General features: G+C 34.2%; 23 protein-coding genes. 13 read left to right on the top strand and 10 right to left on the bottom strand.

The annotated features are described in order from the left end of the window. Positions 1-20 precede the first annotated feature (20 nt). The 4 genes from GJJ64_RS12365 to GJJ64_RS12350 form a co-directional block, all read right to left on the bottom strand. Positions 21-1,220, bottom strand: a complete 1,200-nt coding sequence (locus tag GJJ64_RS12365; RefSeq protein ID WP_154288092.1) for a hypothetical protein — start codon at positions 1,218-1,220, stop codon at positions 21-23. 105 nt (positions 1,221-1,325) lie between these two features. Further along, a complete protein-coding gene (bshA, locus tag GJJ64_RS12360; RefSeq protein WP_154288091.1) occupies positions 1,326-2,465 on the bottom strand; it encodes an N-acetyl-alpha-D-glucosaminyl L-malate synthase BshA in 1,140 nt (379 codons plus the stop codon). A 128-nt stretch (positions 2,466-2,593) separates the two neighbouring features. Next, positions 2,594-3,064, bottom strand: coding sequence for a hypothetical protein (locus GJJ64_RS12355; protein ID WP_154288090.1), 471 nt, complete (start codon positions 3,062-3,064; stop codon positions 2,594-2,596). Positions 3,065-3,124: 60 nt separating this feature from the next. Next, entirely contained in the window at positions 3,125-4,921 is a 1,797-nt protein-coding gene (locus GJJ64_RS12350; RefSeq protein ID WP_154288089.1) for a serine hydrolase domain-containing protein, read from the bottom strand. Between the two features lie 160 nt (positions 4,922-5,081). On the opposite strand from GJJ64_RS12350, the gene mutL reads away from it, so the two are divergent. From mutL to GJJ64_RS12320, 6 genes are read left to right on the top strand one after another with little or no spacing between them, the layout of a single operon-like run. Then, positions 5,082-6,953, top strand: a complete 1,872-nt coding sequence (mutL, locus tag GJJ64_RS12345; RefSeq protein ID WP_154288088.1) for a DNA mismatch repair endonuclease MutL — start codon at positions 5,082-5,084, stop codon at positions 6,951-6,953. A gap of 4 nt (positions 6,954-6,957) precedes the next feature. After that, entirely contained in the window at positions 6,958-7,788 is an 831-nt protein-coding gene (locus tag GJJ64_RS12340; protein WP_154288087.1) for a rhomboid family intramembrane serine protease, read from the top strand. Between the two features lie 32 nt (positions 7,789-7,820). Continuing rightward, positions 7,821-8,693 (top strand): rhomboid family protein, encoded by an 873-nt coding sequence (locus GJJ64_RS12335; protein ID WP_154288086.1) that lies wholly within the window; start codon positions 7,821-7,823, stop codon positions 8,691-8,693. Then, positions 8,680-9,798 carry an endonuclease/exonuclease/phosphatase family protein gene (locus GJJ64_RS12330; protein ID WP_154288085.1) on the top strand — a complete coding sequence of 373 codons (1,119 nt, stop codon included), beginning with the start codon at positions 8,680-8,682 and terminating at the stop codon, positions 9,796-9,798. The genes GJJ64_RS12335 and GJJ64_RS12330 overlap by 14 nt, the downstream gene beginning before the upstream one ends. 34 nt (positions 9,799-9,832) lie before the next feature. After that, positions 9,833-11,290, top strand: coding sequence for a cysteine--tRNA ligase (cysS, locus tag GJJ64_RS12325; RefSeq protein ID WP_154288084.1), 1,458 nt, complete (start codon positions 9,833-9,835; stop codon positions 11,288-11,290). A gap of 12 nt (positions 11,291-11,302) precedes the next feature. After that, the gene (locus tag GJJ64_RS12320) at positions 11,303-12,142 is read left to right on the top strand and encodes a hypothetical protein (protein WP_154288083.1); all 840 of its coding nucleotides are present in this window, start codon (positions 11,303-11,305) and stop codon (positions 12,140-12,142) included. Positions 12,143-12,144: 2 nt separating this feature from the next. On the opposite strand, the gene GJJ64_RS12315 is transcribed toward GJJ64_RS12320, so the two are convergent. Genes GJJ64_RS12315 through GJJ64_RS12305 form a run of 3 tightly spaced genes read right to left on the bottom strand, consistent with a single transcriptional unit; the run spans position 12,145 to position 15,319 of the window. After that, positions 12,145-13,110 carry an AAA family ATPase gene (locus GJJ64_RS12315; RefSeq protein WP_154288082.1) on the bottom strand — a complete coding sequence of 322 codons (966 nt, stop codon included), beginning with the start codon at positions 13,108-13,110 and terminating at the stop codon, positions 12,145-12,147. Further along, positions 13,107-14,465: a peptidylprolyl isomerase gene (locus GJJ64_RS12310; protein ID WP_154288081.1), complete on the bottom strand. Its 1,359-nt coding sequence runs from the start codon at positions 14,463-14,465 to the stop codon at positions 13,107-13,109. Before GJJ64_RS12310 ends, GJJ64_RS12315 begins: the two co-directional genes overlap by 4 nt. Continuing rightward, entirely contained in the window at positions 14,462-15,319 is an 858-nt protein-coding gene (locus tag GJJ64_RS12305; RefSeq protein WP_154288080.1) for a hypothetical protein, read from the bottom strand. Before GJJ64_RS12305 ends, GJJ64_RS12310 begins: the two co-directional genes overlap by 4 nt. 85 nt (positions 15,320-15,404) lie before the next feature. Here GJJ64_RS12305 and GJJ64_RS12300 point away from each other — a divergent pair, with 85 nt between their 5' ends. Further along, entirely contained in the window at positions 15,405-16,007 is a 603-nt protein-coding gene (locus tag GJJ64_RS12300; protein WP_154288079.1) for a hypothetical protein, read from the top strand. Between the two features lie 9 nt (positions 16,008-16,016). After that, positions 16,017-16,592, top strand: coding sequence for a non-canonical purine NTP diphosphatase (locus GJJ64_RS12295; RefSeq protein WP_317162940.1), 576 nt, complete (start codon positions 16,017-16,019; stop codon positions 16,590-16,592). 55 nt (positions 16,593-16,647) lie between these two features. Here GJJ64_RS12295 and GJJ64_RS12290 read toward each other — a convergent pair whose 3' ends face one another. Genes GJJ64_RS12290 through GJJ64_RS12280 form a run of 3 tightly spaced genes read right to left on the bottom strand, consistent with a single transcriptional unit; the run spans position 16,648 to position 18,846 of the window. Further along, positions 16,648-17,577, bottom strand: a complete 930-nt coding sequence (locus tag GJJ64_RS12290; protein WP_154288077.1) for a LiaI-LiaF-like domain-containing protein — start codon at positions 17,575-17,577, stop codon at positions 16,648-16,650. 2 nt (positions 17,578-17,579) lie between these two features. Beyond that, complete coding sequence (locus tag GJJ64_RS12285; RefSeq protein WP_154288076.1) at positions 17,580-18,107, bottom strand: PspC domain-containing protein; 528 nt, start codon at positions 18,105-18,107, stop codon at positions 17,580-17,582. A gap of 37 nt (positions 18,108-18,144) precedes the next feature. Beyond that, entirely contained in the window at positions 18,145-18,846 is a 702-nt protein-coding gene (locus GJJ64_RS12280) for an SDR family NAD(P)-dependent oxidoreductase (protein WP_154288075.1), read from the bottom strand. A gap of 83 nt (positions 18,847-18,929) precedes the next feature. On the opposite strand from GJJ64_RS12280, the gene GJJ64_RS12275 reads away from it, so the two are divergent. The 5 genes from GJJ64_RS12275 (at position 18,930) to GJJ64_RS12255 (ending at position 23,772) form a co-directional block, all read left to right on the top strand. Then, on the top strand, positions 18,930-19,664 hold the full coding sequence (locus GJJ64_RS12275; RefSeq protein WP_039452826.1) for an MlaE family ABC transporter permease: 735 nt from the start codon (positions 18,930-18,932) through the stop codon (positions 19,662-19,664). After that, a complete protein-coding gene (locus tag GJJ64_RS12270) occupies positions 19,661-20,410 on the top strand; it encodes an ABC transporter ATP-binding protein (RefSeq protein ID WP_154288074.1) in 750 nt (249 codons plus the stop codon). Before GJJ64_RS12275 ends, GJJ64_RS12270 begins: the two co-directional genes overlap by 4 nt. A 5-nt stretch (positions 20,411-20,415) precedes the next feature. Next, positions 20,416-21,309, top strand: a complete 894-nt coding sequence (locus tag GJJ64_RS12265) for a class I SAM-dependent methyltransferase (RefSeq protein WP_039452832.1) — start codon at positions 20,416-20,418, stop codon at positions 21,307-21,309. A 61-nt stretch (positions 21,310-21,370) separates the two neighbouring features. Beyond that, positions 21,371-22,423 (top strand): hypothetical protein, encoded by a 1,053-nt coding sequence (locus GJJ64_RS12260; RefSeq protein WP_154288073.1) that lies wholly within the window; start codon positions 21,371-21,373, stop codon positions 22,421-22,423. 119 nt (positions 22,424-22,542) lie between these two features. Next, a complete protein-coding gene (locus GJJ64_RS12255; protein WP_154288072.1) occupies positions 22,543-23,772 on the top strand; it encodes an ABC transporter permease in 1,230 nt (409 codons plus the stop codon). The last annotated feature ends 17 nt before the right edge of the window (positions 23,773-23,789 follow it).

Below are 23,789 nucleotides of genomic sequence, written 5' to 3'. Positions count from 1 at the left end.
CACCTATTTATTCGTATTTCTTAATGATTTCCTTCATCATCAAAATCAGCTCCTAGCATGATTATTTTAGCTGGTTTACCAACTACAGGAATTTTATTTTGTATAGAAAAGTTATCACGTTCTAACCGAATAATTTCTCCACCATTTGGGTTAGTTACATACACAAAATGCTTTGTAGCGGTAATATTAGGTACTAAAGCTCCAGTACCGAAAGTAATATTCAACTTAACTTCTTGTAATTTAGCTAAAGAAGAACCACTGTATAATTGTACAGTACCATCTTCTAACAAAACCAATATATCTTTCCCCTCGGCATCAAATACAGCACTTCTAATATTATTTTCCGTTACTACTTTGGTAAAGCTATCATTAACTGGATTTAATATATATGCCCCAAATTTTGATTTGAAACCTAAGAATTTATTTGATGCCTTACCGTAATGTATGGTAGAAAGCCAATTAGCCTCACCTATCTCTGATGGCCAAGTTATAAGATTTTGTGTTCCATCACTTTTTACAACTAACATGCCACCAACTGAACCAAAAATAGCAGTACTTCCATTTCCTGCCTCGCCGTGTATACCTTTTGTAGCAACAGTAGAAGTATATAGTACTTGACCAGTAGCATTAACAATCTTAACTCTTTCAGGCAAAGCTCCGCTAATGCTATTATCCTTTTCTGTTACAGCGTAACTACCATTGTTAAATATAACCACTGCACCATGATGAGCCCTATCTACCACAACATGGTTGGTTTGTGCTTGTGTATGCAATTTATCTTCTGTAATTAAGCTTAAAGATGCATCTCCATCATTAAAAATAGCTATCTCATTACCCAAAGAATAAAAATGAGTTGGTTTAACTGCTAAAGAAGTGGTTAAAGCCCATTTAGGTATGCCTTTTAAATGTGCATGGTCTCCATGAGCCTCAACACCAGAATCAAAAAAACTTACATGATTATTAGTAGCATTTATAATCCCAGCAAAACGTTTACTTGCTGTTGGATAGATATTGTTAACTGCAAATTGGGCTTGAAAAGTAGATTGCTGATTTGTTAATGGATTAATTAAAGTAAGGGTTTTATCCTGAGCATCTGCAACTAATAACCTTACAAATCTGTTTTCTTCAATTTTTTGAGGATCTGTTGCATTATCTTTCTTACAAGCAGCAAAAGCAGTGATTAGAAAAATAAATAAGTAGAATTTAATTTTTGTTGACATAATTATTTTTATAAGTGAAACAATGTTGCAAATATATGTAAATGCAATTTTGTTGCAACAAAAATTAGATTATTATTTTTGGCTTATTAAGGAATCAATAAAAAATTAAATAGTTGTTTTACTCTTTTCTATTACTTCTTCGTAATATTTCTCATAAACGGGTAGTATAAGGCTTAAGTCAAACTCTTTAGCCCTATTGATGGCATTTTCTTTAAACTTTTGAAGAATTTGGTTGTCTTGTAAAATATAGATAGCGTTATTAGCCATACCATCTACGTCGCCAACATTATTCAAGAATCCGGTAACACCGTTTACATTAAGCTCTGGTAAGCCTCCAGTATTTGATGATATTACTGGCACTTTACAAGCCATGGCTTCAAGTGCCGCTAATCCGAAACTTTCAGACTCTGAAGGCATCAAAAACAAATCAGATACTGATAGAATCTCTTCTACCGCATCTTGCTTACCCAAGAAACGTACATGTTCGCAAACTTCTAACTCACGACATAAAGCCTCACAATTTACACGCTCTGGACCATCGCCTACCATTAAAAGTTTAGCTGGCACTTTAGTTAAGATTTGCTTAAAAATATGTACAACATCTTGTGTACGCTTAACTTTTCTAAAGTTTGACGTATGTACTAAAATTCTTTCTCCAAATGGTGCTATGGCCTTTTTAAAATGATCTTTAGCTTTTAAGTTAAATCTTTGTAAATCTATAAAATTGGGTATTACACGTATTTCTCTTTGGATATCAAAATGGTCATAGGTAGCTTTTTTCAAATCCTCAGAAACGGCTGTAACCCCGTCTGATTGGTTGATGGAAAAAGTAACAACAGGTTTGTAGGTTAAATCTTTCCCTACCAAAGTAATATCTGTACCATGCAGCGTAGTAACTACGGGGATGTGTATACCATAAGTTGCTAAAATTTGCTTCGCCATAAACGCTGCCGATGCATGTGGAATAGCATAATGAACATGTAAAATATCGAGTTTTTCGAATCTGGCAACATCAACCATCTTACTAGATAAAGCTAACTCATATGGGGCGTAATCAAAAAGTGGATAATTTGAAACAGAAACTTCATGATAGAATAAATTTTCTGAAAAGAAATCTAAACGAGCAGGCTGACTGTAGGTTATAAAATGAACCTGATGGCCATTATCAGCAAGTGCCTTGCCTAATTCTGTAGCTACAACACCGCTTCCGCCAAACGTGGGATAACAAACAATACCTATTCTCATTTTATAATCATCCTTCTTAAATGTACAGCAAATTAAGTAATTTAATTAGAATTGTTGTGTTAGCCTTTTGTAACAATTAATAAAGGGAATAAACAAAAAAACAAGCGCTTAAAATAAGCGCTTGTTTTTTACTTAGCTTCTTGTGTAGGCACAAAATCTACTTTCTGGTCTAAAGTATTAAGTTCTTGCTGTGTCTTTTCAATCTCTTTCTGTAAGCTCTCTACCTTTTTATTTGACTTATTTAAAGCATCATTTAGTTTACGGGCCTTTTTTGCATCTCTTGCAGCTGCTTTGGCCGCTCTATCTGCTTTAGAAGATAATTTAGTGTCTCCAGGGTTATTACTTAAATCATCTGAGATAGATTTTGCTTCTTTTGAAGATTTTGATACATCCTCATTAACAGTTTCTACTTGTTTGGATAATTCTTGAATTTTAACCAACTCTTTTTCTAAATCTAATTTTAAACTATTAACTTTTGATGTTAAACTTAAAACTTGTTCCTGTTTCTCTAATTTTAAAATATCAGGATTAGTTGTTTTTGGTGAGCAGGCCGCTAATAAAACACTTGCCCCCGTTATAAAAGCTATTCTTTTAATCATAGTTATTTGATGTTTATTGTCGTAATCTACGTAATAAAAGGTCTTTTGGTTCAGAATGTTTTATTTGGTTTTAGAAATAGCTTTATAAATTTCGTCATGAATCCGAGAACGGATATTTAAATCAATCAATTTATTATTGACTTGTGGATGAACCCTATTTGATAAAAATATGTAAATGAGCTGATTAGCAGGATCTACCCATACACAAGTGCCTGTATAACCAGTATGACCAAAAGTTTCTTGAGAAGCTAAAGCCGATGGATATTTTTTTGATAAATCTGGGTCTTTTCTATCAAAACCTAAACCTCTCCTACTTAATGGCGATTGCTGCTGGGTAAAAAGTTCAACTGTCTCTGGTTTTAAAAACTGTTCGCCGCCATAGCTTCCTTTATTTAAAAGCATTTGCATCAATATAGCTAAATCTGTAGCATTAGAAAACAAACCTGCATGCCCTGCAACACCTCCAGCCATAGCTGCACCTTGATCATGTACATAACCCCAAAGCAGTGTTTTTCTGAAATAATTATCTATTTCGGTAGGTACAATTTGACCTTTTTTAAACTTATCTCTAGGGTTAAAAACCATAGTTTCTAAACCTAATTTATTATAAAAGTTCTGGCTTACATAATTAGGAATAGGCTGTTGTGTAATATTTTCTATAATTTCTTTCATGAAATACATACTTAAATCGCTATACACGTATTTACCAGGTGTTTTTAGTGGACTTGCCAACATTTGTTTCCACATAACATCTCGGTAATAATTGGTATTGAGGTAAAAACTATCAGCTACTTTAACCGTATAATTTTCATCTGCGATTCTACTAAACGCATTTTTCTCTATATCCTTATAAAAAGGAATAAATGGCACAAAACCAGCCTGATGCAGCATCACATCTTTCACCTTAATGTTAGCCTTATTTGTTCTACGTGTTCTGGCTATGTAATTAGCCAACGGAGCATCAAGATTGAGCTTACCTTCTTCTTGTAATTTCATTGCAGCTACCGTTGTTGCGGCAATTTTAGTGATAGATGCTAAATCAAAAATATCATCAACACCCATTAAAGTTTCTGATTGATAAGTATGTTTTCCGTAAGCTTTGTTGTAAATAATTTTACCATTTTTAGCTACAAGCACTACTGCACCAGGCGCAGCCTTTTTTTGTATGGCTTCTTCCGCTATGGCATCTATATTTTCAAAATCTTTAGTTTGTAAACCTAACTCTTCTGGCAATGCAAAGCCTAATCTTATAGCTTGTGTTTCAAAACCATCATTTAATTTAAATTGGTTGCCATAGTTTTCTTTTAATTTTGCTGAGATTGACAAACCACCAAATATAGCTTGAGCAGCTACAAAAGCCGTTGCCGCATTAACTTGATTACTCCACAAAATAGGTTGTTTAATACTATCAAGTTTAGAAAGTAAAGCTCCATCTCCTAAAAAATTAATAATTAAAGTTTTCTTAGTAGCTAAATCTGTTATAAAATTAAGTAGCTGAGGCTGGCTTAAGCTTTTGTTGGTTAAAGTGATGATGATGAGATTGTAAAACTTTAAATCGTCTTCTAATCCGTTTAAATCATTCAAAAAAGCATTCCCATTTTCTCTATGTATGCTATGGTATTTAGCCAATATGCTATCTAAAAGCGCAACTTCTTGAAAATCAAAAGTTACACTAGCAATTTTTAAATCCTGTAATGATTTTAAAGGAATAATTTGCTCCTGATTATTTAGAAGTACCAAATTATTCTTGGCTTCTTGTATTTGTTCTGAGCTAAACCTTTGATTTTGTTGAGCTTGACCACAAGCTTGTACGGCTATAAAAATTATTAAAGCTATTACACTTAAGACTTGTTTCATGATAATTTAACGACCAGCTTTTTATTTTGTTGGATACAGTATTTTAAAATAAGTGGTAAATTAAATATTATATAGGTACTTATCTTATATAAAATTTAAAAAATGGGATAGTACTGATTAAAGAGCCTTAAAATTTTGATAAATTAGCAGCATATAAGATATGCCAGATATAATACAACTTTTACCAGACTCGGTTGCTAACCAAATTGCTGCCGGTGAGGTAGTACAAAGACCCGCTTCTGCTGTAAAAGAACTCATAGAAAATGCGATAGATGCAGGTGCCGATAAAATCCAACTGATTGTAAAAGATGCTGGTAAAACCCTTATCCAAATTATTGATAACGGTTGTGGGATGAGCGCTACAGATGCAAGAATGTGCTTTGAGCGACATGCAACATCAAAAATCAGGAAAGCTGAGGATTTATTTGCCATTAAAACCATGGGCTTTAGAGGCGAAGCTATGGCTTCTATTGCCGCAGTTGCTCAGGTTGAACTTAAGACCAGAAAACACGAAGACGAATTAGGCACAAAACTGGTAATAGAAGGCTCTGAAGTTTTAAGTCAGGAACCTTGTGCTACAACGGCTGGCACATCTATATCGGTTAAAAACCTTTTTTATAATATCCCCGCTAGGAGAAATTTTTTAAAAAGTAACCCAGTAGAAATGCGTCATATTATTGATGAATTTCAACGGGTAGCATTAGCACATCCAGAAATACATTTTACCCTTCACCACGATGGGCAAGAGGTTTACCATTTGCCGCAAACGCAGCTAAAACAACGTATCATTCATCTTTTAGGGAATAATTACAATGAAAGGCTTGTCCCTTTAGACGAGGAAACCAGTATTATTGAGGTAAAAGGTTTTATTGGGAAGCCATCTTTTGCTAAGAAAACACGAGGCGATCAGTTCTTTTTTGTAAATAAGCGTTTTATTAAAGACCCTTATTTAAACCATGCAGTGATGACCGCTTACGAGGATTTACTGCCCGACGACTGTTTCCCGTTATATGTGTTATTTATTGAGATAGACCCATCTAAAATCGACATTAATGTTCATCCTACTAAAACAGAAATTAAATATCAGGATGAAAAAGCCATTTATGCTATCATTAGGTCTGCTGTAAAGCGTTCTTTAGGGAGGTATAACATTACGCCTACTTTAGATTTTAATCAGGAAACTGGTTTTGAGAGAATGATATCACAGAAAGCGTGGGAAGATATAACGCCACCAGCCATACAATTTAATCCTAATTTTAATCCCTTTTCGGATGAAAAGAAAAAAGACAGAGAAATACCTTTTTTAAGAGATTTAGGAGAGAAAAAGGCCATTCCTCAAAATTGGGATACTTTATATGAGATTAACAAAGAACAAAAGTCTGTTCAAACTTTTTTTGATTTAGATTCATCATCAAATACCATTTCTTCGGCAGTAAACGGGGCTACAGAAACCAAAACTTTAAGCAGACAGGTTTTTCAGCTACACCAGAAATATATTATTTCTTCGATAAAGTCTGGCTTTATGCTGATTGACCAACAAGCGGCGCATGAGCGCATTTTATATGAACGCTTTTTATCACAATTAGAAAATCATAAAGGTTTAAGTCAGCAAAGTTTATTTCCGCAAACCATAACTTTAAACACCACAGATTACGCTTTGGTAACCGAATTGCTTCCTGCTTTTCAGGCATTAGGTTTCCAGATTAGAGAGTTTGGTAAAAACACATTAGTCATAGAAGGTGTACCGGCAGATATTCCTGAAAACAACAATTTGGCTACCATGATGGAAGAATTAATTGAAGGTTTTAAAAACAATCATACCGTTTTAAAGCTTGATAAGAGAGATAATTTAGCCAGAACACTTGCTAAAAATACAGCTATCAAAAGTGGGGTTAAATTAAGCGAAGAGGAGATGGTTGATTTAATAGACCAGCTATTTGCTTGTCAAATGCCAGGCATCGCCATTAATGGCAAACAAATTATAGTAAAAATAAGCTTAGAAGAATTAGCAGAACGCTTTAATAAAGGCTAGTAGTATGAGAGAATTTAGGCCATTAGGCAACACTATATTTCCGCCAGTTGTAAAAAACCTATTGATTATCAATGGTATTATTTTTTTGGCAACCAACGTTTTCAAAGATAGCTTAGGCTTTGATATGTATGAGCATTTTGCGCTTTTCTATTACGAGTCTCCCAATTTTAGGATATGGCAATTTGTAACGCATTTGTTTATGCATGGAGATTTCATGCATATTTTCTCTAATATGTTGGCTTTATGGATGTTTGGCGCTGTATTAGAAAATTTCTTTGGCTCTAAAAAATTCTTACAATATTATATTTTAACCGGACTTGGTGCTGCTCTTTTGCATACCGGAGTGCAGTATATTGAACTTTCATCTTTTATAGAAAACTCTAGAGATTATATAGCCAACCCAACTTTAGGGCGCTTTGGACAGTTTATAGAAAACACAGTACCCGAGGCTTATCAGAGAGATTTTAATAGTTTGTATAATTTCTGGCAAGCAGACCCCACAAGTTTAAATGCTAAAAATAACTCGGTTGAGCTGGTTAAACAACTTACAGATATTAAAACTAATATCCCTACAGTTGGTGCTTCTGGTGCTGTTTTTGGTTTACTATTAGCTTTTGGGATGTTATTTCCAAATGCGGTTATATACTTGTATTTCTTTTTCCCGTTAAAGGCTAAATACTTTGTATTTTTTTATGGTTTATTTGAACTTTATAGCGGTGTAGCCAATAATCCGGGAGATAACGTAGCTCATTTTGCCCATTTGGGGGGCATGCTTATCGGTTTTATTTTGATAAAACTATGGCGAGTGAGAAGACCTGGCGATTTTTATTACTAAACATCATCAATTTGATTAATTAAATTAGCACTATGAATACCATCCAAGAATTACGATATAAAATTTTTAACTCGGGCAGTAGGGTAAATCTTTTTATTGGGATAAATGTGATTGTATTTCTTGCTTTTAACCTGATAAGGGTTGTACAATGGCTATTTACCAGACAAACCACCGTTTACGAAACCATTATTGATTATTTAGCTGTACCAACTTATACCAAAGAGCTCTTATTTAAATTTTGGACACCTTTTACCTATATGTTTTTACATAATGGCGTGTTTCATATTCTGTTTAATATGCTTTGGTTGTTTTGGATGGGAAGAATTTTTGAAGAATTTTTAAACTCAAAAAAGCTAACTTTTGTTTATTTAGCCGGAGGCTTGGCAGGAGCCTTTTTATTCATCGTCAGCTATAATTTTCTGCCTGCATTTTCTAACCAAGTGATATTTGCAACAGCTGTGGGGGCTTCTGCTGCTGTTACTGCAATTATTGTAGCTACTGCAACCTTATTGCCAGATTACACCATTTCTTTACTACTATTTGGGCCTGTTAAACTAAAATGGATTGCTTTAATTTATATTGTTTTAGACATTATAAGCTTAGCAGGTGCTAATGCAGGAGGGCACATGGCACATTTAGGAGGTGCTATTTTTGGTTTTTTGTATATCAAATCTTTACAAAACGGCAGAGATTGGAGCAAACCTTTTATCAACCTATTTAAACCGCATAAAAAGCTCAAAGTTGTTTCAAAAAATTATAACAAACCATATCAAGAAAATATACATCCAGACCAAAAAACTATTGATGAAATTTTAGATAAAATATCGCAATCGGGCTATGATAAGCTAACCAAAAGAGAGAAAGAAATTTTATTTAGAGCCAGCAAAAGCAATGAGGAAAAATAAAAAAATAAGTCTGGTTAGTAAGTTTATTCTATTTGTTAATATACTAGCTGTTATTGGTTTATTTTTAAGCTATTTGGCAAAATATACCAACCCGGCAGACTATTGGTATATTGCGTTTTTTGGTCTTTCTTATCCTATTATTCTTTTCATCAATTTTCTGATAATTATTTATTGGCTCATCAGAAAAAAATGGTTTGCCTTAATTTCTATCATTGCAATTGCATTAGGATATAATGCGCTTACATCTACTATAGGTTTTAGAGGAAAAACAGAAAGTAGCTTTGTTACTGATAGTAACACACTAAAATTGATGACCTATAATGTTCATTATTTTAAGAAGTTTGGTTTAGAGCTTGATACCCATACCAGATCTGGCATTTTTAATCTCCTCAGAAATGAGCAACCAGATATTATCGGTTTTCAAGAGTTTTTCACCAGAAATAAAGGCAAATACAACATCAAAGACTCTGTTTTTAAAATATTAGATACTAAATACTATTACTACAATCCTTCTGTAGATAATAATTATGAATCATCTGGTATTGCGGTATTTAGCAAATTACCAATAAAAGCTAAAGGCAATATAGATTTAAAAGATGAAACAAGAGGCAATCAAGGTATTTGGGTTGATATTGAAAAAAACAATAAAACTTTCAGGGTTTTTATAGTGCATTTAGCATCTATATCTTTCCAGCCAGAGGATTATAGCTACCTCAATAAGTTAAAACAAGATTTAAATACAGAAGAAGATTTAAACTCTGGTAAAAGAATCATCAAAAGGCTAAAAAATGCTTTTATCAAACGAAGTATGCAGGTAAAATATTTACAAGCTTATATAGATTCTTGCAAAACGCCATATATCATCATGGGCGATTTTAACGACACCCCAGTTTCTTATACTTTACACTCCTTAAAAAAGAATATTAAAAATGGTTTCGAGGAGAAAGGTAGCGGCTTAGGCATTACCTATAATGGCGATTTTCCTAATTTTCAAATAGATTACATCTTGGCTTCAAAAGAATTTGATTTTAAAACCTATAAAATCATAAAAAAAACTTTTTCAGACCATTATCCTGTTAGATGTAATGTAACTTTGGCAGATTAATATAATACAATCATCAAAATTCGTATTTTGCGACATGCACAACAATCTTACTATTTATAATACCATATCCAGAAAGAAAGAAGAATTTAAGGCTTTAAACCCACCTTATGTAGGAATGTACGTTTGCGGACCAACCGTTTACAGTGATGTACATTTAGGAAATTGCCGCACTTTTATTTCTTTTGATTTGATTTATAGATACCTTAAACATTTAGGTTATACAGTAAGATATGTAAGAAATATTACTGATGCTGGCCACTTAGAAGGTGATGGCGATAGCGGGGAAGATAAAATCTCTAAAAAAGCAAAACTGGCATCTTTAGAGCCTATGGAAATTGTACAACAATATACCAATGGTTTCCATAACATGATGGCGGTTTTTAATGTTTCTCCGCCTAGCATAGAGCCAACAGCTACTGGGCATATTATTGAGCAGATAGAAATGGTTAAAACCATTTTAGAAAAAGGCTTTGCTTATGAAATTAATGGCTCGGTTTATTTTGATGTTGAGAAATATAACCAAACACAAGATTACGGTATTTTAAATAATCGTAAGCTTGAAGATTTATTAAATAATACCAGAGATTTAGGCGGACAAGATGAGAAAAAAGGTAAACTTGATTTTGCCCTTTGGATAAAAGCTAAGCCAGAGCACTTGATGCAATGGCCATCGCCATGGGGAATGGGTTTCCCTGGCTGGCACCTAGAATGCTCTGCCATGAGTAATAAATACTTAGGAGAGCAATTTGACATACACGGTGGTGGTATGGATTTAGCCCCTACACACCATACTAATGAAATTGCCCAAAATGTAGCTTCTTGTGGTAAGCATCCGGCTAATTATTGGATACACACCAATATGCTAACCGTGAACGGACAAAAAATGTCTAAATCTTTAGGAAATAGCTTTTTACCACATGAACTTTTCTCTGGCGACCATCCCTTACTGCAAAAAGGCTATAGCCCAATGGTGGTTAAGTTTTTTATGCTGCAAGCGCATTACAGAAGTACTTTAGATTTCTCTAACGAAGCCCTAGATGCCAGCGAAAAAGGCTTTAAAAGATTAATGGCTGCATTAGCCCTCTTAGATAAGGTTAAAACATCTGCACAGTCTGAAGTTGATGTTAAAGCTTTAGAAGAAAAGTTTGCTAAGGCCATGAATGATGATTTTAACTCGCCAATTCTCATTGCAGAACTTTTTGATGCCGTTAGAATTATCAATTCTATTTACGATGGAAAAACAGCCATATCTGCTGATGATTTAACTGCTTTAAAAAATCTCATCCAAACTTATGTGTTTGATATTTTAGGCTTACAAGATGAAAATCAGGCACATGATATAGAGCCTTTGATAAATTTCCTGATTAATATCCGTAAAGAAGCTAAAGAAAACAAAGATTATGTTACTTCTGATAAAATAAGAATAGGTTTACAGGAGATTGGTTACCAGTTAAAGGATAGTAAAGAAGGTACAACATGGTCTAAAATTTAGCGTTCTAACTTGATGATTAAAAGAACAATCTACTTTGCTCTTGCTTTATGTTTTAGTATTCCTGCTTTTGCACAAAAGGCAGATGGAACTATCCGCTCTCTAATTAATACCGAAGATTTTTTTAACCTTTTGGTAAAAAGAGAAGGTATTCAGAAAGGCTTTCTAAAATTTGCTGATGCTAAGGGTATCGTTTTTAGACCTGGCCCGGTAGATATGAGAAAGTATTATACTAAAAATAGCGAATCAGAATATCAAATCAGTTGGAAACCAGAATACGCCAGAATATCTAAAGAGGGTGATTTAGCTTTTACAACAGGGCCTTATGAATTAGTTTCTGCTCAAGATACCACTTATGGCCATTACCTATCTATCTGGAAAAACGACCATAGCAAATGGAAATTATGGTTAGATGTAGGCATTACCCATGCTAAGCCCCCTACGGTTTTAAAGTACGAGTATTATGACCCTTCTAATTATAAATATCCAAAATTATTAGGTCCGCAAAAAATTCAGATGCGAGAGGATATTGTATTTAATACGGATATTCTTCTGGGTAAAGCACTAAAGTTATCGGGGAGTAAAAATTTTAAAGAATTTTACGATCCAAAAGTAAGATTATATTTCCCTGAGTATTTACCCGTCATCGGAAGATTAAAAGCTTTAGATTTTATTGAGAAAAAGGAGTTAAACATTATCTCTACCCCAATTACCGCTGAAAGGGCAATAAGTGGAGATTTAGCCTTCACCTATGGTGATGCAAGTATCAATCAAGAAAATTACCATTACGTTAGGGTTTGGAAATTAGATGATGATATGAAGTGGAATATTATTTTAGATGTTTATTCTAAATAATACTAGAACAAACCCGTAATAATATCTTCTATACTTATTCCTTCTGCTTCGGCTTTGTAATTTCTCACCATACGGTGTCTTAAAATTGCAGTGGCTACGGCTTGTACATCTTCAATATCCGGAGAATACTTACCATGAATAGCAGCATGGCATTTAGCGCCTACAACTAAAAACTGAGAAGCCCTAGGCCCTGCACCCCAAGTGATGTATTTCTTCACAATATCAGTAGCCATAGCACCTTGAGGTCTGGTTTTAGCAACCAGAGAAACTGCATATTCTACCACATGATCTGTTACCGGAATATTTCTTACCAATTGTTGGAAATAGCTAATCTGCTCGGCATTGATAATTTTTCTCAAATCCTGAACTTTAGTACCCGTAGTATTTTTTACGATAGCAATTTCATCCTCGAAAGAAGGATAATCTAAGCTTACGTTAAACATAAACCTATCTAGCTGGGCCTCTGGTAAGGGATATGTACCCTCTTGTTCTATAGGGTTTTGAGTTGCCAACACAAAGAAAGGTTTTGGTAAAGCATGTGTAACACCAGCGGCAGTAACAGCTTTTTCTTGCATGGCCTCTAATAAAGCAGCCTGAGTTTTAGGTGGAGTCCTATTAATTTCATCGGCTAGAATAATATTAGCAAAAACAGGTCCTTTGATGAATTTAAAAACTCTTTCCTCGCCTAAAATTTCACTTCCTATAATATCAGAAGGCATTAAATCTGGTGTAAATTGTATCCTGTTAAAAGATAAATCTAGTACCCTAGAAATGGTTTGTACCAATAGGGTTTTAGCTAAACCTGGTACACCAACCAATAAGCAATGGCCATTGCTAAAAACAGATATCAATACTGCTTTTACAACATCATCTTGCCCTACTATCACCTTAGAAATCTCTTTCCTGATTTCTTTATAGGACAAACATAATGCATCAATAGCCTCTACTTCTGATTGAAACTTACTCATTCTTTAGCTGTTACGGGTTTAGTTATCCATTCTTGCAAAACATCACAAGATTGAAATTCTTTATCTATTTTAATATAGCTTGCTTTTCTTCTTTTCTCAAACCACTCGCTTACCACTTTATTAACTTTAGTTTCATAAGCAGCATCTTTTAATTTAGGTAAATCTTGCTCTAAATTAGCTTTATGAGGTGGAGTTTTAGATCTTAAATACAAGAAACGATAGCCTTTTTTTCCTCTAGCATCAGTAAAAACTTCTGGTTTAGAATAAGTTCCAACCTTCATGGTATCTACAACTAAAAATATAGCAGGATCTAATTTATCAGTAGGGATAAATGTAGTTCTGTTAGAACTGTCGTAATTTAAAATCATCCCACCATTGTACTTGGTATCGTTATTATCAGAATATAAAGATGCAGCGGTAGAGAAATCCATTTTTTTATCCATAACCTTTTTATAAATAGAGTCTATTTCAACTTTAGCCCTGTCTAAAGATGCTGGGGTTGTTTCTGGGATAATTAAAATATGTCTTGCTCTTACTTGCTCGCCTTTTCTTTCAAGAACCTCTAAAAAGTGGAAACCAAATTCGGTTTCAAAAACAGGAGACATTTCTTTCTCTTTGAGTTTAAAAGCCCAAGCTGTAAACTCTTTCGCCATGGTTTGCCTGTCAAAAAAAGGCAGCTCACCACCATCCGCCGCAGAACCAGGGTCTTGAGAATATAACCTCGCTAAGGTTCCAAAGTTATCACCGCTTTTAACTCTTAAACGTAAAGCTTCTGCTTTGTCTTTATAAAATTCTTTCTCTTTTTTAGTTAGCTCGGGGTAAACCACTAATTCACCAACTTCAACTTCGGTATTAAAGGTTGGGAGCGAGTCTTTAGGTATCTCGTTAAAAAATCTCCTCACATCTAAAGGTGTTACCTCTACCTTTTCGGTGATTTTAGCTTGCATTTTTTGCGCAACCAATTGCTCTCTAATATCTGGTCTGATTTCATCTTTATACTGCAAAACAGAACGACCTAAGAATTCTTCTAACCTCTCTTGCCCACCTGCATTGGCTATAGACCTACGCATTCTTCTATCAATTTCCTCATCTACCTCATCATCATTAACAGTAATGGAGTCTATGACAGCTTGTTGCGATAGTAGTTTCTGGCTTAACATATTTTGTAAAATATAGCACTTAATACCTGGGTCTGGTTTAGTTCCTTGCACTAAGTATTGGGCATATTGTTGGTCAACCTCAGATTGTAAAATCACGTTATCACCCACCACAGCCACTACTTTGTCTATCACCTTCTTTTGTGCCAGAAGGCTGTTACTTACAAAAAGTAGCGCAATTATTAAATACTTCTTCATTTCTTGTACACTTCTAATTCGTTATTTTTTTGGGCCTCTTGAAAAACTTCTCTTTCCATTTGGCTTATTAACTTCAGCTTACGCTGATTTAGTATTAAATTTTTAATATTCTCTTTTTCAAACGCTAAAGGCGATAAGCTATCGCGAAATTTAGAGCCTCGCAAAATTAGGAGATATAATGTATTATTTTCAGAAATCTGAAAAATACGGTTTAATGTTTCGTAATTATACTCTCCAATTTTTGATATAGGTAGCGTTTTCTCTAATTCATCTATATAATGCCAGCTGGTATCCATTAAAGAAAATGCTGGCGAATACTTAAAACAATATTTTTCAAGTAAATCTCTATCCCTTACATCTTTAGAAGTAAAAAGCTTCTTTACCATGTCTATTTTAGGAGCCTTATTACTTAATTTGATATAAGAGACCTTTAATATCGGTTTTTTTAGCTGAAAATTCTTCTTATTCTCTTCATAATATTTCGCAATTTCTTCTTCAGTAACAGTAGTATCCAACTTCTGGTTAATTAATTCTTGCTCGTACTGGAAACGGATGAGAGATTTACGGTAATTATCAAGCTGTTCTTGGATATATTTTTCATCAACTTGGATATTCTCTTCTGCTTGATGTTGCAAAACCATATCATGCTGCCATTGGTCTATAAAACCTCTTACAATGGCTATACTATCATTACCATGAATATTTGGAGGTACTATACCTGCTATATCTTTTGCGTAAAGATATTTATCAAAAGCTCTTGCTATAGGCTGTTCTTCATCGCTTGTAAACTTACCACAAGAGGCAAAGGCAACTGAAATAGCTAAACAAAAAATACGAAATATATAGTTATTCATGAATTTAAACGAATGTAAAGTCTTTTTATGTAAAACATGAAGCATTTTAAAATTTTTAACAATATTTAACCCTAAATTTGCCCTTATGGATTCTTTAAATACAGCCCACCCTTTAGCATTAAGCATTCTTTTAAATGAAGATTTATATGTTATTGAACCTGTAGAAACCATGCAAAACGTAGAAATTACCACAGTTCCAAAAGAAGAACCTAAAGCAGCTGTAGAAAATAAAATTGTTATACCAGTTTTGCAAAATACGCCAATAGAAACGCCAGAAGTAGCAAAACCACAAGCTGTTGCTAGCAAACCAACTTTTAATTATTTGGGCGATAACAACAAATATCTGCTGATTATTGTAAACGATAAAACGCATCAGTTTATAAACGATAAAGACCTAGCTTTTCTTTTAAAAATTCTGGCAGCTAAAAAACTTGATTTGCATGATATTGCCATCTTAAACACCAATAATTATACAGATTTAACCTTTAAAGATTTAAAAGATTATTTTGCTTGTAATAAGATTTTAACTTTTGGGATAGATCCAAAATCACTTCAAATACAAGGCATCACGGCTAATAAAGCAGGAGAATTTGAGCGTGTAAAAATATTAGGTACATGGGCTTTACCACTATTAGACAATGACGTAAAGAAGAAGACCATTTACTGGAATGAGTTGAAAAACTTTTAAAACCATTAAATTATGCAATTGGTATTTGCCACAAATAACCCACACAAAGTAGCAGAAGTACAATCAAAAATAAACCAACAAATAAAGGTTTTAAGCCTAGCGGATATTGGTTGTTTTGAGGATATTGCCGAAACTGGCTTAACCTTAGAAGAAAATGCATCTATAAAAAGCAGGTATATTTATGATGCTTATCAAATAAATTGCTTTGCTGATGATACTGGTTTAGAAATTGAAGCCCTTAACCAAGAACCCGGCGTATTCTCTGCCCGGTACAGCGGAAGTAGAGATTCTGAAAAAAATATCGATTTAGTTTTAGAGAAACTTGAAAACGAGAGCAACCGTAAAGCCCGCTTTAGAACTGTGATTTCTTTAATATTAAATGGCGAAGAGATTTTACTAGAAGGAATTGTAAATGGGAATATCCGTAAAGAAAGAGCTGGTACAGGCGGCTTTGGTTACGATGCTATTTTTGAACCCGATGGTTACCATATTACTTTTGCTGAGATGGATATGGAAAGTAAAAATAACATTAGCCACCGTGGTTTGGCGGTAGAAAAGCTTATCAATTACCTGAATAGTTTGTAAATGATAAAGCCTCGGTTAATTAAAAACGAGGCTTTATGATATATGTTAAGGTCAATCAATATCTTCTTACTTCAAAATCACTTAAACCGCCTTTAAAGTTGATATATATTTTGTGTTTAGCGGTTTTAAAATTTGGCGTTTCGTAATCACCTACCTCATTTTCTTTAAAACCATCAAACTTACGTGATGAAAGCTCGCTGGTGTTTTCTATTAAGCATCCAGAATTTTCAGGAATTTTAATCACCACTTTGGCAACACCAGTTTCTGCATTAAGACTTACACTATCTTGCAAGCTACCCAGTTTAATATCAAATTTTGCTGCGCCACCTTCTAAATCTAAAGTTCTTACTTTATAATCTTCTAAATTAAAGGTTGCTTTACCAGCTCCCATCTTTAAGCTGATATCCCAAATTGGAGTTGTATTTAGATACAGTTTAACTTTACTATATTCTTCATCTTTAAAGTTGAAATCTTTATTGTTATTAGTTGTAAAATCTAAATTTACGATGCTATCTTGCTCGGTTTTCTTTAAAATATATCTGGCCTTAGCGCCTTTTATATTGGCCTCAAATAAGTTATCTGTGTATTCATCAATAACAAAAGAACTTGCACCTCCAGAAACTTCAAGCTTAACAATTTTAAACCTTGGATCATACGTTTCGGTATAAGCATTTAACTCTTTAGATTCTTTTTCTACCTCTGTTTCATCATCATTAGACCAAGTAATTCCTGTATTAGAATCGTTATTTAAACCTTTATAAGTGATAAAACCTAAACTTATAATAGTTACACCTGCTATTAAGGTTGTAGCTAAAACTGTTTTTCTTTTAGCAAATAAGATATTGATACCCGTAACAATTAAAACCAGGGGCCAAAAGCGCCAGATATATCGCCAGCTAAAATCAATCATATTAAAATTCTCTAGTAGGATAATTCCTCCTATATAAACCAATATGATTCCCCAAAAAATTCTATCTGTTTTCATAACTATATATTTTCGTTGGTTTTATCTTCAGTTACTTCTTGTGCTGTTGCTTCTTCTACAGGTTCTTCCTCTTTAGTTTCTGTTAGCACTTCTTTTTCTTTTCTAGTTTTCATCAACATCGTTAAACCTAATACAACAAAAACTAAAGGCCATAATTTGCTGATGCTAAACCAATCTGGTATTAAATCAAATTCTTCCATTAAGAAATACGAACCTAGAACAATAAGTATTAAACCACCAACAGTGCTTATGTTAGAATTTTTCTCTTTCTTTTTTGATGCTTTATAGGAAGCATAATCTGGCATTGGTGGCTGATAACCTTTGTTGTAACCACCATATATAGCACTATATTGTTCTGGCAAAGCAATCCATAAAATAATATAAATAAGGAAGCCACCGCCACCAAAAAATACTGCTAAAGCAAATGCGATTCTTACCCAGGTAACATCTAACTGAAAGTAATCTGCTAATCCTGAGGCAACACCAGCAACCATCTTGTCGCTCATGTTTCTTGTTAATTTTTTAGACATAATCTTGTTTTTACAATCCTTACTCTTCTTTTCTTTCTTAAACTTGGCCACCTGTTGGGGTAACTATCAATTGATCTACATTAGCCCCCACACTTAGGTTTAAAGTCTGGTTAATCATCAGGGCAACATCTTCTGGCTGTATAAATTTATCTGCAGCTACGGTTGTACCCTCCCAAGAGCTTGTTAATGTTGAACCAGGCAAAACAGCTGTTACTTTTACTTGGTGATGTATTAATTCTGCTCTCATGATATTGTTAAGACTCAGCATCGCTGCTTTTGTTACACAATAAGAACCAGCATTTACAATATTATGGATGCTAGCTACAGAACAAATATTAAAAATATGACCTTTTCTGGCTTCTCGCATACTTAAACCTATTTTTTTATACAATAGATAAGCACAATTTACATTTACTAAAAAGTGTTTTTCTAGTAAATCATCAGTTTCATCTAAAATGGCAGCAGGCTCAAAAAAACCAACGTTATTAATTAAAACATCAATAAAACCAAAACACTGTAAAGATTGTGCCGCAAAAGCATTTACTTCTGCTTTTAAACTGCAATCAACCGCCTGAGTGTATACTTTAACAGATGGATAAAGCTTTTGTATTTCTTCTTTTAAGGATGTGAGTTCAGTTTCGTTTCTTGCGCATAAAGCCAAATGGTGACCTTCTTGTGCCATTTTTATGGCTATAGCTTTGCCTATTCCTTTGGTTGCGCCTGTTATGAGTATATTCATCTTGAAATTTTGGCTAAATATGTCAATTTAGGATTAATAATTGCAATTGATAAAAAAGCTTATTTTTACAAAAAATAAATTTTATGATATTTTACCATTTTGGAAAATACATTTTATTACTGAAATCTGTTTTCAGACGCCCCGAAAAAGCTTCTATTTATAAAAGAGAGATTTTTAAAGAGATGGTTGATATTGGACTGGGCTCTTTAGGTATCATCAGTATCATTTCTATTTTTATTGGCGCTGTTACAACTGTACAAACGGCTTTTCAATTGGTTAGTGATTTAATTCCGAAATCTATCATTGGTTCTATTACCAGAGATTCTACCATATTAGAGTTAAGCCCCACCATTTGTTCTTTGGTTTTGGCGGGTAAAATTGGTTCTAGTATAGCATCACAAATTGGAACGATGCGAGTAACCGAGCAAATTGATGCTTTAGAAATTATGGGCATAAACGCTCCGGGTTATTTAATCTTACCAAAATTATTGGCTGGTGTTATGATGATTCCTTTATTGGTAATTATCGCCATATTTTTAAGTATTACCGGAGGATATTTTGCTGGTGTAGCCTCTGGTGCTGTAACCGCAGCAGAATATATACAAGGTTTAACAACGGATTTTATTCCTTTCACCGTTACCGTGGCAATGGTAAAAGCTGTCATATTTGCTTTTATTATAACCACAGTTTCTTCTTATCAAGGTTTTTATACAGATGGAGGCGCACTTGAAGTTGGGCAATCTAGTACCAAAGCGGTGGTAATTTCATGTATTTCAATCTTGGTAGCAGATTATATAATAGCACAACTCTTACTATGATAACAGTAGAAAATATTCATAAAAGTTTTGGAGACAACCAAGTTTTAAAAGGTATTAGTGCCGAGTTTAAACCTGGCACCACTAGCTTGATTATTGGTGGCTCAGGCTCTGGTAAAACTACCTTACTAAAATGCATGGTTGGTTTACACGAACCTACCGAAGGTATTGTATCTTATAACGATAGAAACTTTACTGCCATGAGTTTTGATGAGCGTATCGCTATCAGAAAAGAAATTGGTATGCTATTTCAAAGCTCTGCTTTGTTTGATTCTATGACGGTTGAAGAAAATATCATGTTTCCTCTAAACATGTTTACAGAGCAAGCTAAGAAAGAAAAATTAGAACGTGTAAATTTTGTTCTGGAAAGGGTAAATCTGGCTGGTAAAAATAAATTGTACCCATCAGAACTTTCAGGCGGGATGATGAAAAGGGTTGGTATAGCAAGGGCTATTGCCATGAACCCTAAGTATTTATTTTGCGATGAACCAAACTCGGGCTTAGACCCTAAAACCTCTATTTTAATAGATGAACTTATTCAAGAAATTACCGAGGAATATGATATTACTACCATTATCGTCACACACGATATGAACTCGGTAATGGGAATTGGAGAATACATCCTATTTTTGCATCAAGGTCAAAAATGGTGGGAAGGCTCTAAAGAAGAGATTACTTCTACCAATAACCAAGAATTAAATGATTTTGTATTTGCTACAAAATTGATGGAAACTTTACTCAAAAAATAAATATAATGCCCAAACCTGCTATACAAGCACTCACCCCTACTTACTGGAAAGACTACGAATTGATTGATTGTGGCGATTTTGAAAAACTAGAACGGTTTGGAGATTTAATCCTCATTAGGCCAGAGCCACAAGCTGTATGGGCAAAAGGTTTAAGCGATGCTGAATGGCAAAAAAGGCATCATATAAAATTTAAAGGTCGGTCTGCCACCAGTGGCGAGTGGGTAAGAAAATCTGGAAATGTTTCTGACCGCTGGCATATAACCTATAAGAACCCTGATGTTGAAATCAAATTTAGATTGGCTTTAACCTCATTTAAGCATGTAGGTATTTTTCCTGAGCAGGCCGTAAATTGGGATTATATCTCATCAACCATTAAAAAATTTAAAACCAAAAGTCCAAAGGTATTAAACTTATTTGCCTATACCGGCGGAGCTTCTTTAATTGCTAAAGCTGCTGGCGCAGATACTACCCATGTTGACTCCATAAAACAGGTAGTTACCTGGGCTAATGAAAATCAAGAAATCTCTAATCTAAAAGATATTAGATGGGTGGTTGAGGATGCCTTAAAATTTGTTCAAAGAGAAATTAAAAGAGGCAAAACTTATAACGGTATTATTCTAGACCCTCCGGCCTATGGCCATGGCCCAAAAGGTGAAAAATGGAAGCTAGAAGACCAAATTAGAGAAATGATGACTGATGTTGTTAAACTACTCGATCCACAAGAGCATTTCCTTATTTTAAACACCTATTCGCTTGGTTTTTCTTCTATCATTGTAGAAAACCTAATCACAGGAGCTTATCCTCAAGTTAAAAATTTAGAGATTGGCGAATTGTATTTAGAAGCAAGCTCTGGTATTAATTTACCGCTTGGTGTATTTGGTAAATTCCGTTCTGTTTAATTGTGAATATCTTTTTTTTAAACATCCAATACATATACCTATTTTCAAGAAAATTTAACTCATGTTATCTAAAAACACATTTTTAACAAGCATTTTTTCCTTAGGGTTGGTTTCTGTTTTAGCCTCTTGTGATGGTGCAAACAGTAAAACTGGTAAAAACTCAACACCTACAGCTGATTCTTCTAAAACAAATACTGTTACAGAAGAAAAAGTAGCAAACCCATACCAACCTATAGACTCTGCCAAATATTTTGCCTTACACAAAGAATTGGCAAATGGAGATACCACAGGTTTATGGCCGGTTAAAAACCAACCTGTACCTTCTCCGGGAGCTATTTTACCCTTTAAAAGAGTGGTGGTTTATTATGGTAATTTATACTCGAAAAAAATGGGTGCTTTAGGCGAGTATGCTCCTAAAGAAATGTGGAGAAGATTAAATGCTGAGGTTAAAAGATGGGAAAAAGCAGACCCTAAAACACCAGTACAAGCAGGGATACATTATATTGCTGTAGTTGCCCAAGGCGATGGCGGTAAAGATGGAAAATATCGTTTTAGAATGCCTGATAAGCAAATAGATTCTGCTTTAAAAATTGCTAAAATGCATGATGGTATAGTTTTTCTAGACATACAAGTATCTTTAAGTACCATTCAACAAGAACTTCCTTTACTAGAAAAATACCTAAAATTACCCCATGTTCATTTAGGGATAGACCCAGAGTTTTCTATGAAAACCGGACATAAACCAGGTGCAAAAATAGGAACGTACGATGCAGAAGATATAAACTACTGCTCTAATTACTTAGCTAAACTTGTTAAAGAGCATAACTTACCTGCTAAAATGTTGGTTGTACATCGTTTCACCAAAGGCATGGTTACCAATTATAAAAACATTAAATTAAGACCAGAAGTTCAAATTGTGATGCATATGGATGGATGGGGCGAGCCTGAACTTAAAAAAGGCACTTATCGCCATTGGATAAGAGAACAACCCGTACAATTCACAGGTTTTAAATTATTCTATAAAAACGATTTAAAGAAAGCACCAAATAGGTTAATGACTCCGGAAGAGTTATTAAAACTTTCTCCTAAACCGATTTATATTCAATATCAGTAAGAAAAATCAAAGCTGCCCCCAAAAAGGCAGCTTTTTTTATCATCCACAATTCAGTTTACATGTTGTAACAAAAATCTATTTAAGTTGTCTTATCTTCGTATCAATAGCTCCCATCAAAAATGAATACGAGAGAGAATATCAAAGTTGCTTTACAATCTATTAAGAGTAATAAATTGCGAACATTTCTTACCGCACTTATTATTGCTATAGGTTTGATGGCTTTGGTTGGCATTCTAACTTCTATAGATGCTATTAAAGGCTCTCTTAACAATACTTTTGCCAGTATGGGGGCAAACTCTTTCACTATAAGGAATAGAGGTACAGGCATAAGAATTGGTGGTAATGGTGCTAGAAAAATTTGGCCTGTGATTACCTACCGCGAAGCAATGGCCTTTAAAAATGATTTTAATTTACCTGCTACAGTTTCTGTAAATACTTTTGCTTCTTTTGCCGCTACAGCAAAGTATGGTAATGAAAAAACAAACCCAAATATATCTGTGCTTGGCGCTGATGAATCTTACGTTTTCACTGGTGGATACAAAATAGCAGAAGGAAGAAATTTCTCTGCTAACGAAACAGAATTTGGTGCTAGCGTTGTGATTATTGGTGATGAGATAAAGCAAAAGTTTTTTAAACAAGGCTCTGCGGTTGATAAAATCATCACCATAGGAAGTAATAAATTTAAAATAATTGGGGTTTTTGAACCTAAAGGTTCTAGTGTTGGTTTTGGTGGCGATAAAGTTTGTGTGGTGCCAATTGTTAAAGGCAGGCAAATTATGAGTAACCCCAACCCTACTTATACCATTTCTGTAATGGCTAATGACCCTACCAAAATGGATTATATGATTGGCGAAGCTACAGCTTTGATGAGAAGAATAAGAGGCCTAGAAACACAAAACGACAATAATTTCGAAATCACTAAAAGTGATGCTATTGCAGAAACACTGATAGAAAATCTTAAAATAGTGCAGATTGCTGGTGTAGCCATAGGTTTAATTACCTTAATAGGTGCTGCCATTGCGTTAATGAATATCATGATGGTTTCTGTAACGGAAAGAACAAGAGAAATAGGCATAAGAAAAGCTATTGGAGCCACACCACAAGTTATTAGAAAACAATTTTTATACGAGGCCATTGTGATTTGTATGATGGGCGGAATGTTTGGTATTTTCTTAGGCATCATCATGGGTAATTTATTAGCCATCGCCATGGGAGCTTCCTTTCTTATTCCTTGGGCTTGGATACTACTCGGGCTTTCTGCTTGCGTAGGAACGGGGCTAGTTTCTGGTTTTATCCCAGCTTCTAAAGCTGCAAAGCTAGACCCTGTAGAGGCATTGAGGTACGAATAATAACATTTTCAGAAAGA

Origin of the sequence: Pedobacter puniceum (genome assembly GCF_009674685.1) — a bacterium.
Lineage (GTDB): Bacteria > Bacteroidota > Bacteroidia > Sphingobacteriales > Sphingobacteriaceae > Pseudopedobacter > Pseudopedobacter puniceum.
This window is presented reverse-complemented; position numbering and strand designations above follow the sequence as displayed.

Coding starts and splice junctions, on each gene's coding strand:
- cysS (WP_154288084.1), top strand. CDS start 9,833: ATGCACAACAATCTTACTATTTATAATACCATATCCAGAAAGAAAGAA.
- GJJ64_RS12340 (WP_154288087.1), top strand. CDS start 6,958: ATGAGAGAATTTAGGCCATTAGGCAACACTATATTTCCGCCAGTTGTA.
- GJJ64_RS12255 (WP_154288072.1), top strand. CDS start 22,543: ATGAATACGAGAGAGAATATCAAAGTTGCTTTACAATCTATTAAGAGT.
- GJJ64_RS12270 (WP_154288074.1), top strand. CDS start 19,661: ATGATAACAGTAGAAAATATTCATAAAAGTTTTGGAGACAACCAAGTT.
- GJJ64_RS12275 (WP_039452826.1), top strand. CDS start 18,930: ATGATATTTTACCATTTTGGAAAATACATTTTATTACTGAAATCTGTT.
- GJJ64_RS12355 (WP_154288090.1), bottom strand. CDS start 3,064: ATGATTAAAAGAATAGCTTTTATAACGGGGGCAAGTGTTTTATTAGCG.
- GJJ64_RS12315 (WP_154288082.1), bottom strand. CDS start 13,110: ATGAGTAAGTTTCAATCAGAAGTAGAGGCTATTGATGCATTATGTTTG.
- GJJ64_RS12320 (WP_154288083.1), top strand. CDS start 11,303: ATGATTAAAAGAACAATCTACTTTGCTCTTGCTTTATGTTTTAGTATT.
- GJJ64_RS12350 (WP_154288089.1), bottom strand. CDS start 4,921: ATGAAACAAGTCTTAAGTGTAATAGCTTTAATAATTTTTATAGCCGTA.
- GJJ64_RS12285 (WP_154288076.1), bottom strand. CDS start 18,107: ATGTCTAAAAAATTAACAAGAAACATGAGCGACAAGATGGTTGCTGGT.
- GJJ64_RS12310 (WP_154288081.1), bottom strand. CDS start 14,465: ATGAAGAAGTATTTAATAATTGCGCTACTTTTTGTAAGTAACAGCCTT.
- GJJ64_RS12305 (WP_154288080.1), bottom strand. CDS start 15,319: ATGAATAACTATATATTTCGTATTTTTTGTTTAGCTATTTCAGTTGCC.
- GJJ64_RS12260 (WP_154288073.1), top strand. CDS start 21,371: ATGTTATCTAAAAACACATTTTTAACAAGCATTTTTTCCTTAGGGTTG.
- GJJ64_RS12290 (WP_154288077.1), bottom strand. CDS start 17,577: ATGAAAACAGATAGAATTTTTTGGGGAATCATATTGGTTTATATAGGA.
- GJJ64_RS12365 (WP_154288092.1), bottom strand. CDS start 1,220: ATGTCAACAAAAATTAAATTCTACTTATTTATTTTTCTAATCACTGCT.
- GJJ64_RS12300 (WP_154288079.1), top strand. CDS start 15,405: ATGGATTCTTTAAATACAGCCCACCCTTTAGCATTAAGCATTCTTTTA.
- GJJ64_RS12280 (WP_154288075.1), bottom strand. CDS start 18,846: ATGAATATACTCATAACAGGCGCAACCAAAGGAATAGGCAAAGCTATA.
- bshA (WP_154288091.1), bottom strand. CDS start 2,465: ATGAGAATAGGTATTGTTTGTTATCCCACGTTTGGCGGAAGCGGTGTT.
- mutL (WP_154288088.1), top strand. CDS start 5,082: ATGCCAGATATAATACAACTTTTACCAGACTCGGTTGCTAACCAAATT.
- GJJ64_RS12330 (WP_154288085.1), top strand. CDS start 8,680: ATGAGGAAAAATAAAAAAATAAGTCTGGTTAGTAAGTTTATTCTATTT.
- GJJ64_RS12265 (WP_039452832.1), top strand. CDS start 20,416: ATGCCCAAACCTGCTATACAAGCACTCACCCCTACTTACTGGAAAGAC.
- GJJ64_RS12335 (WP_154288086.1), top strand. CDS start 7,821: ATGAATACCATCCAAGAATTACGATATAAAATTTTTAACTCGGGCAGT.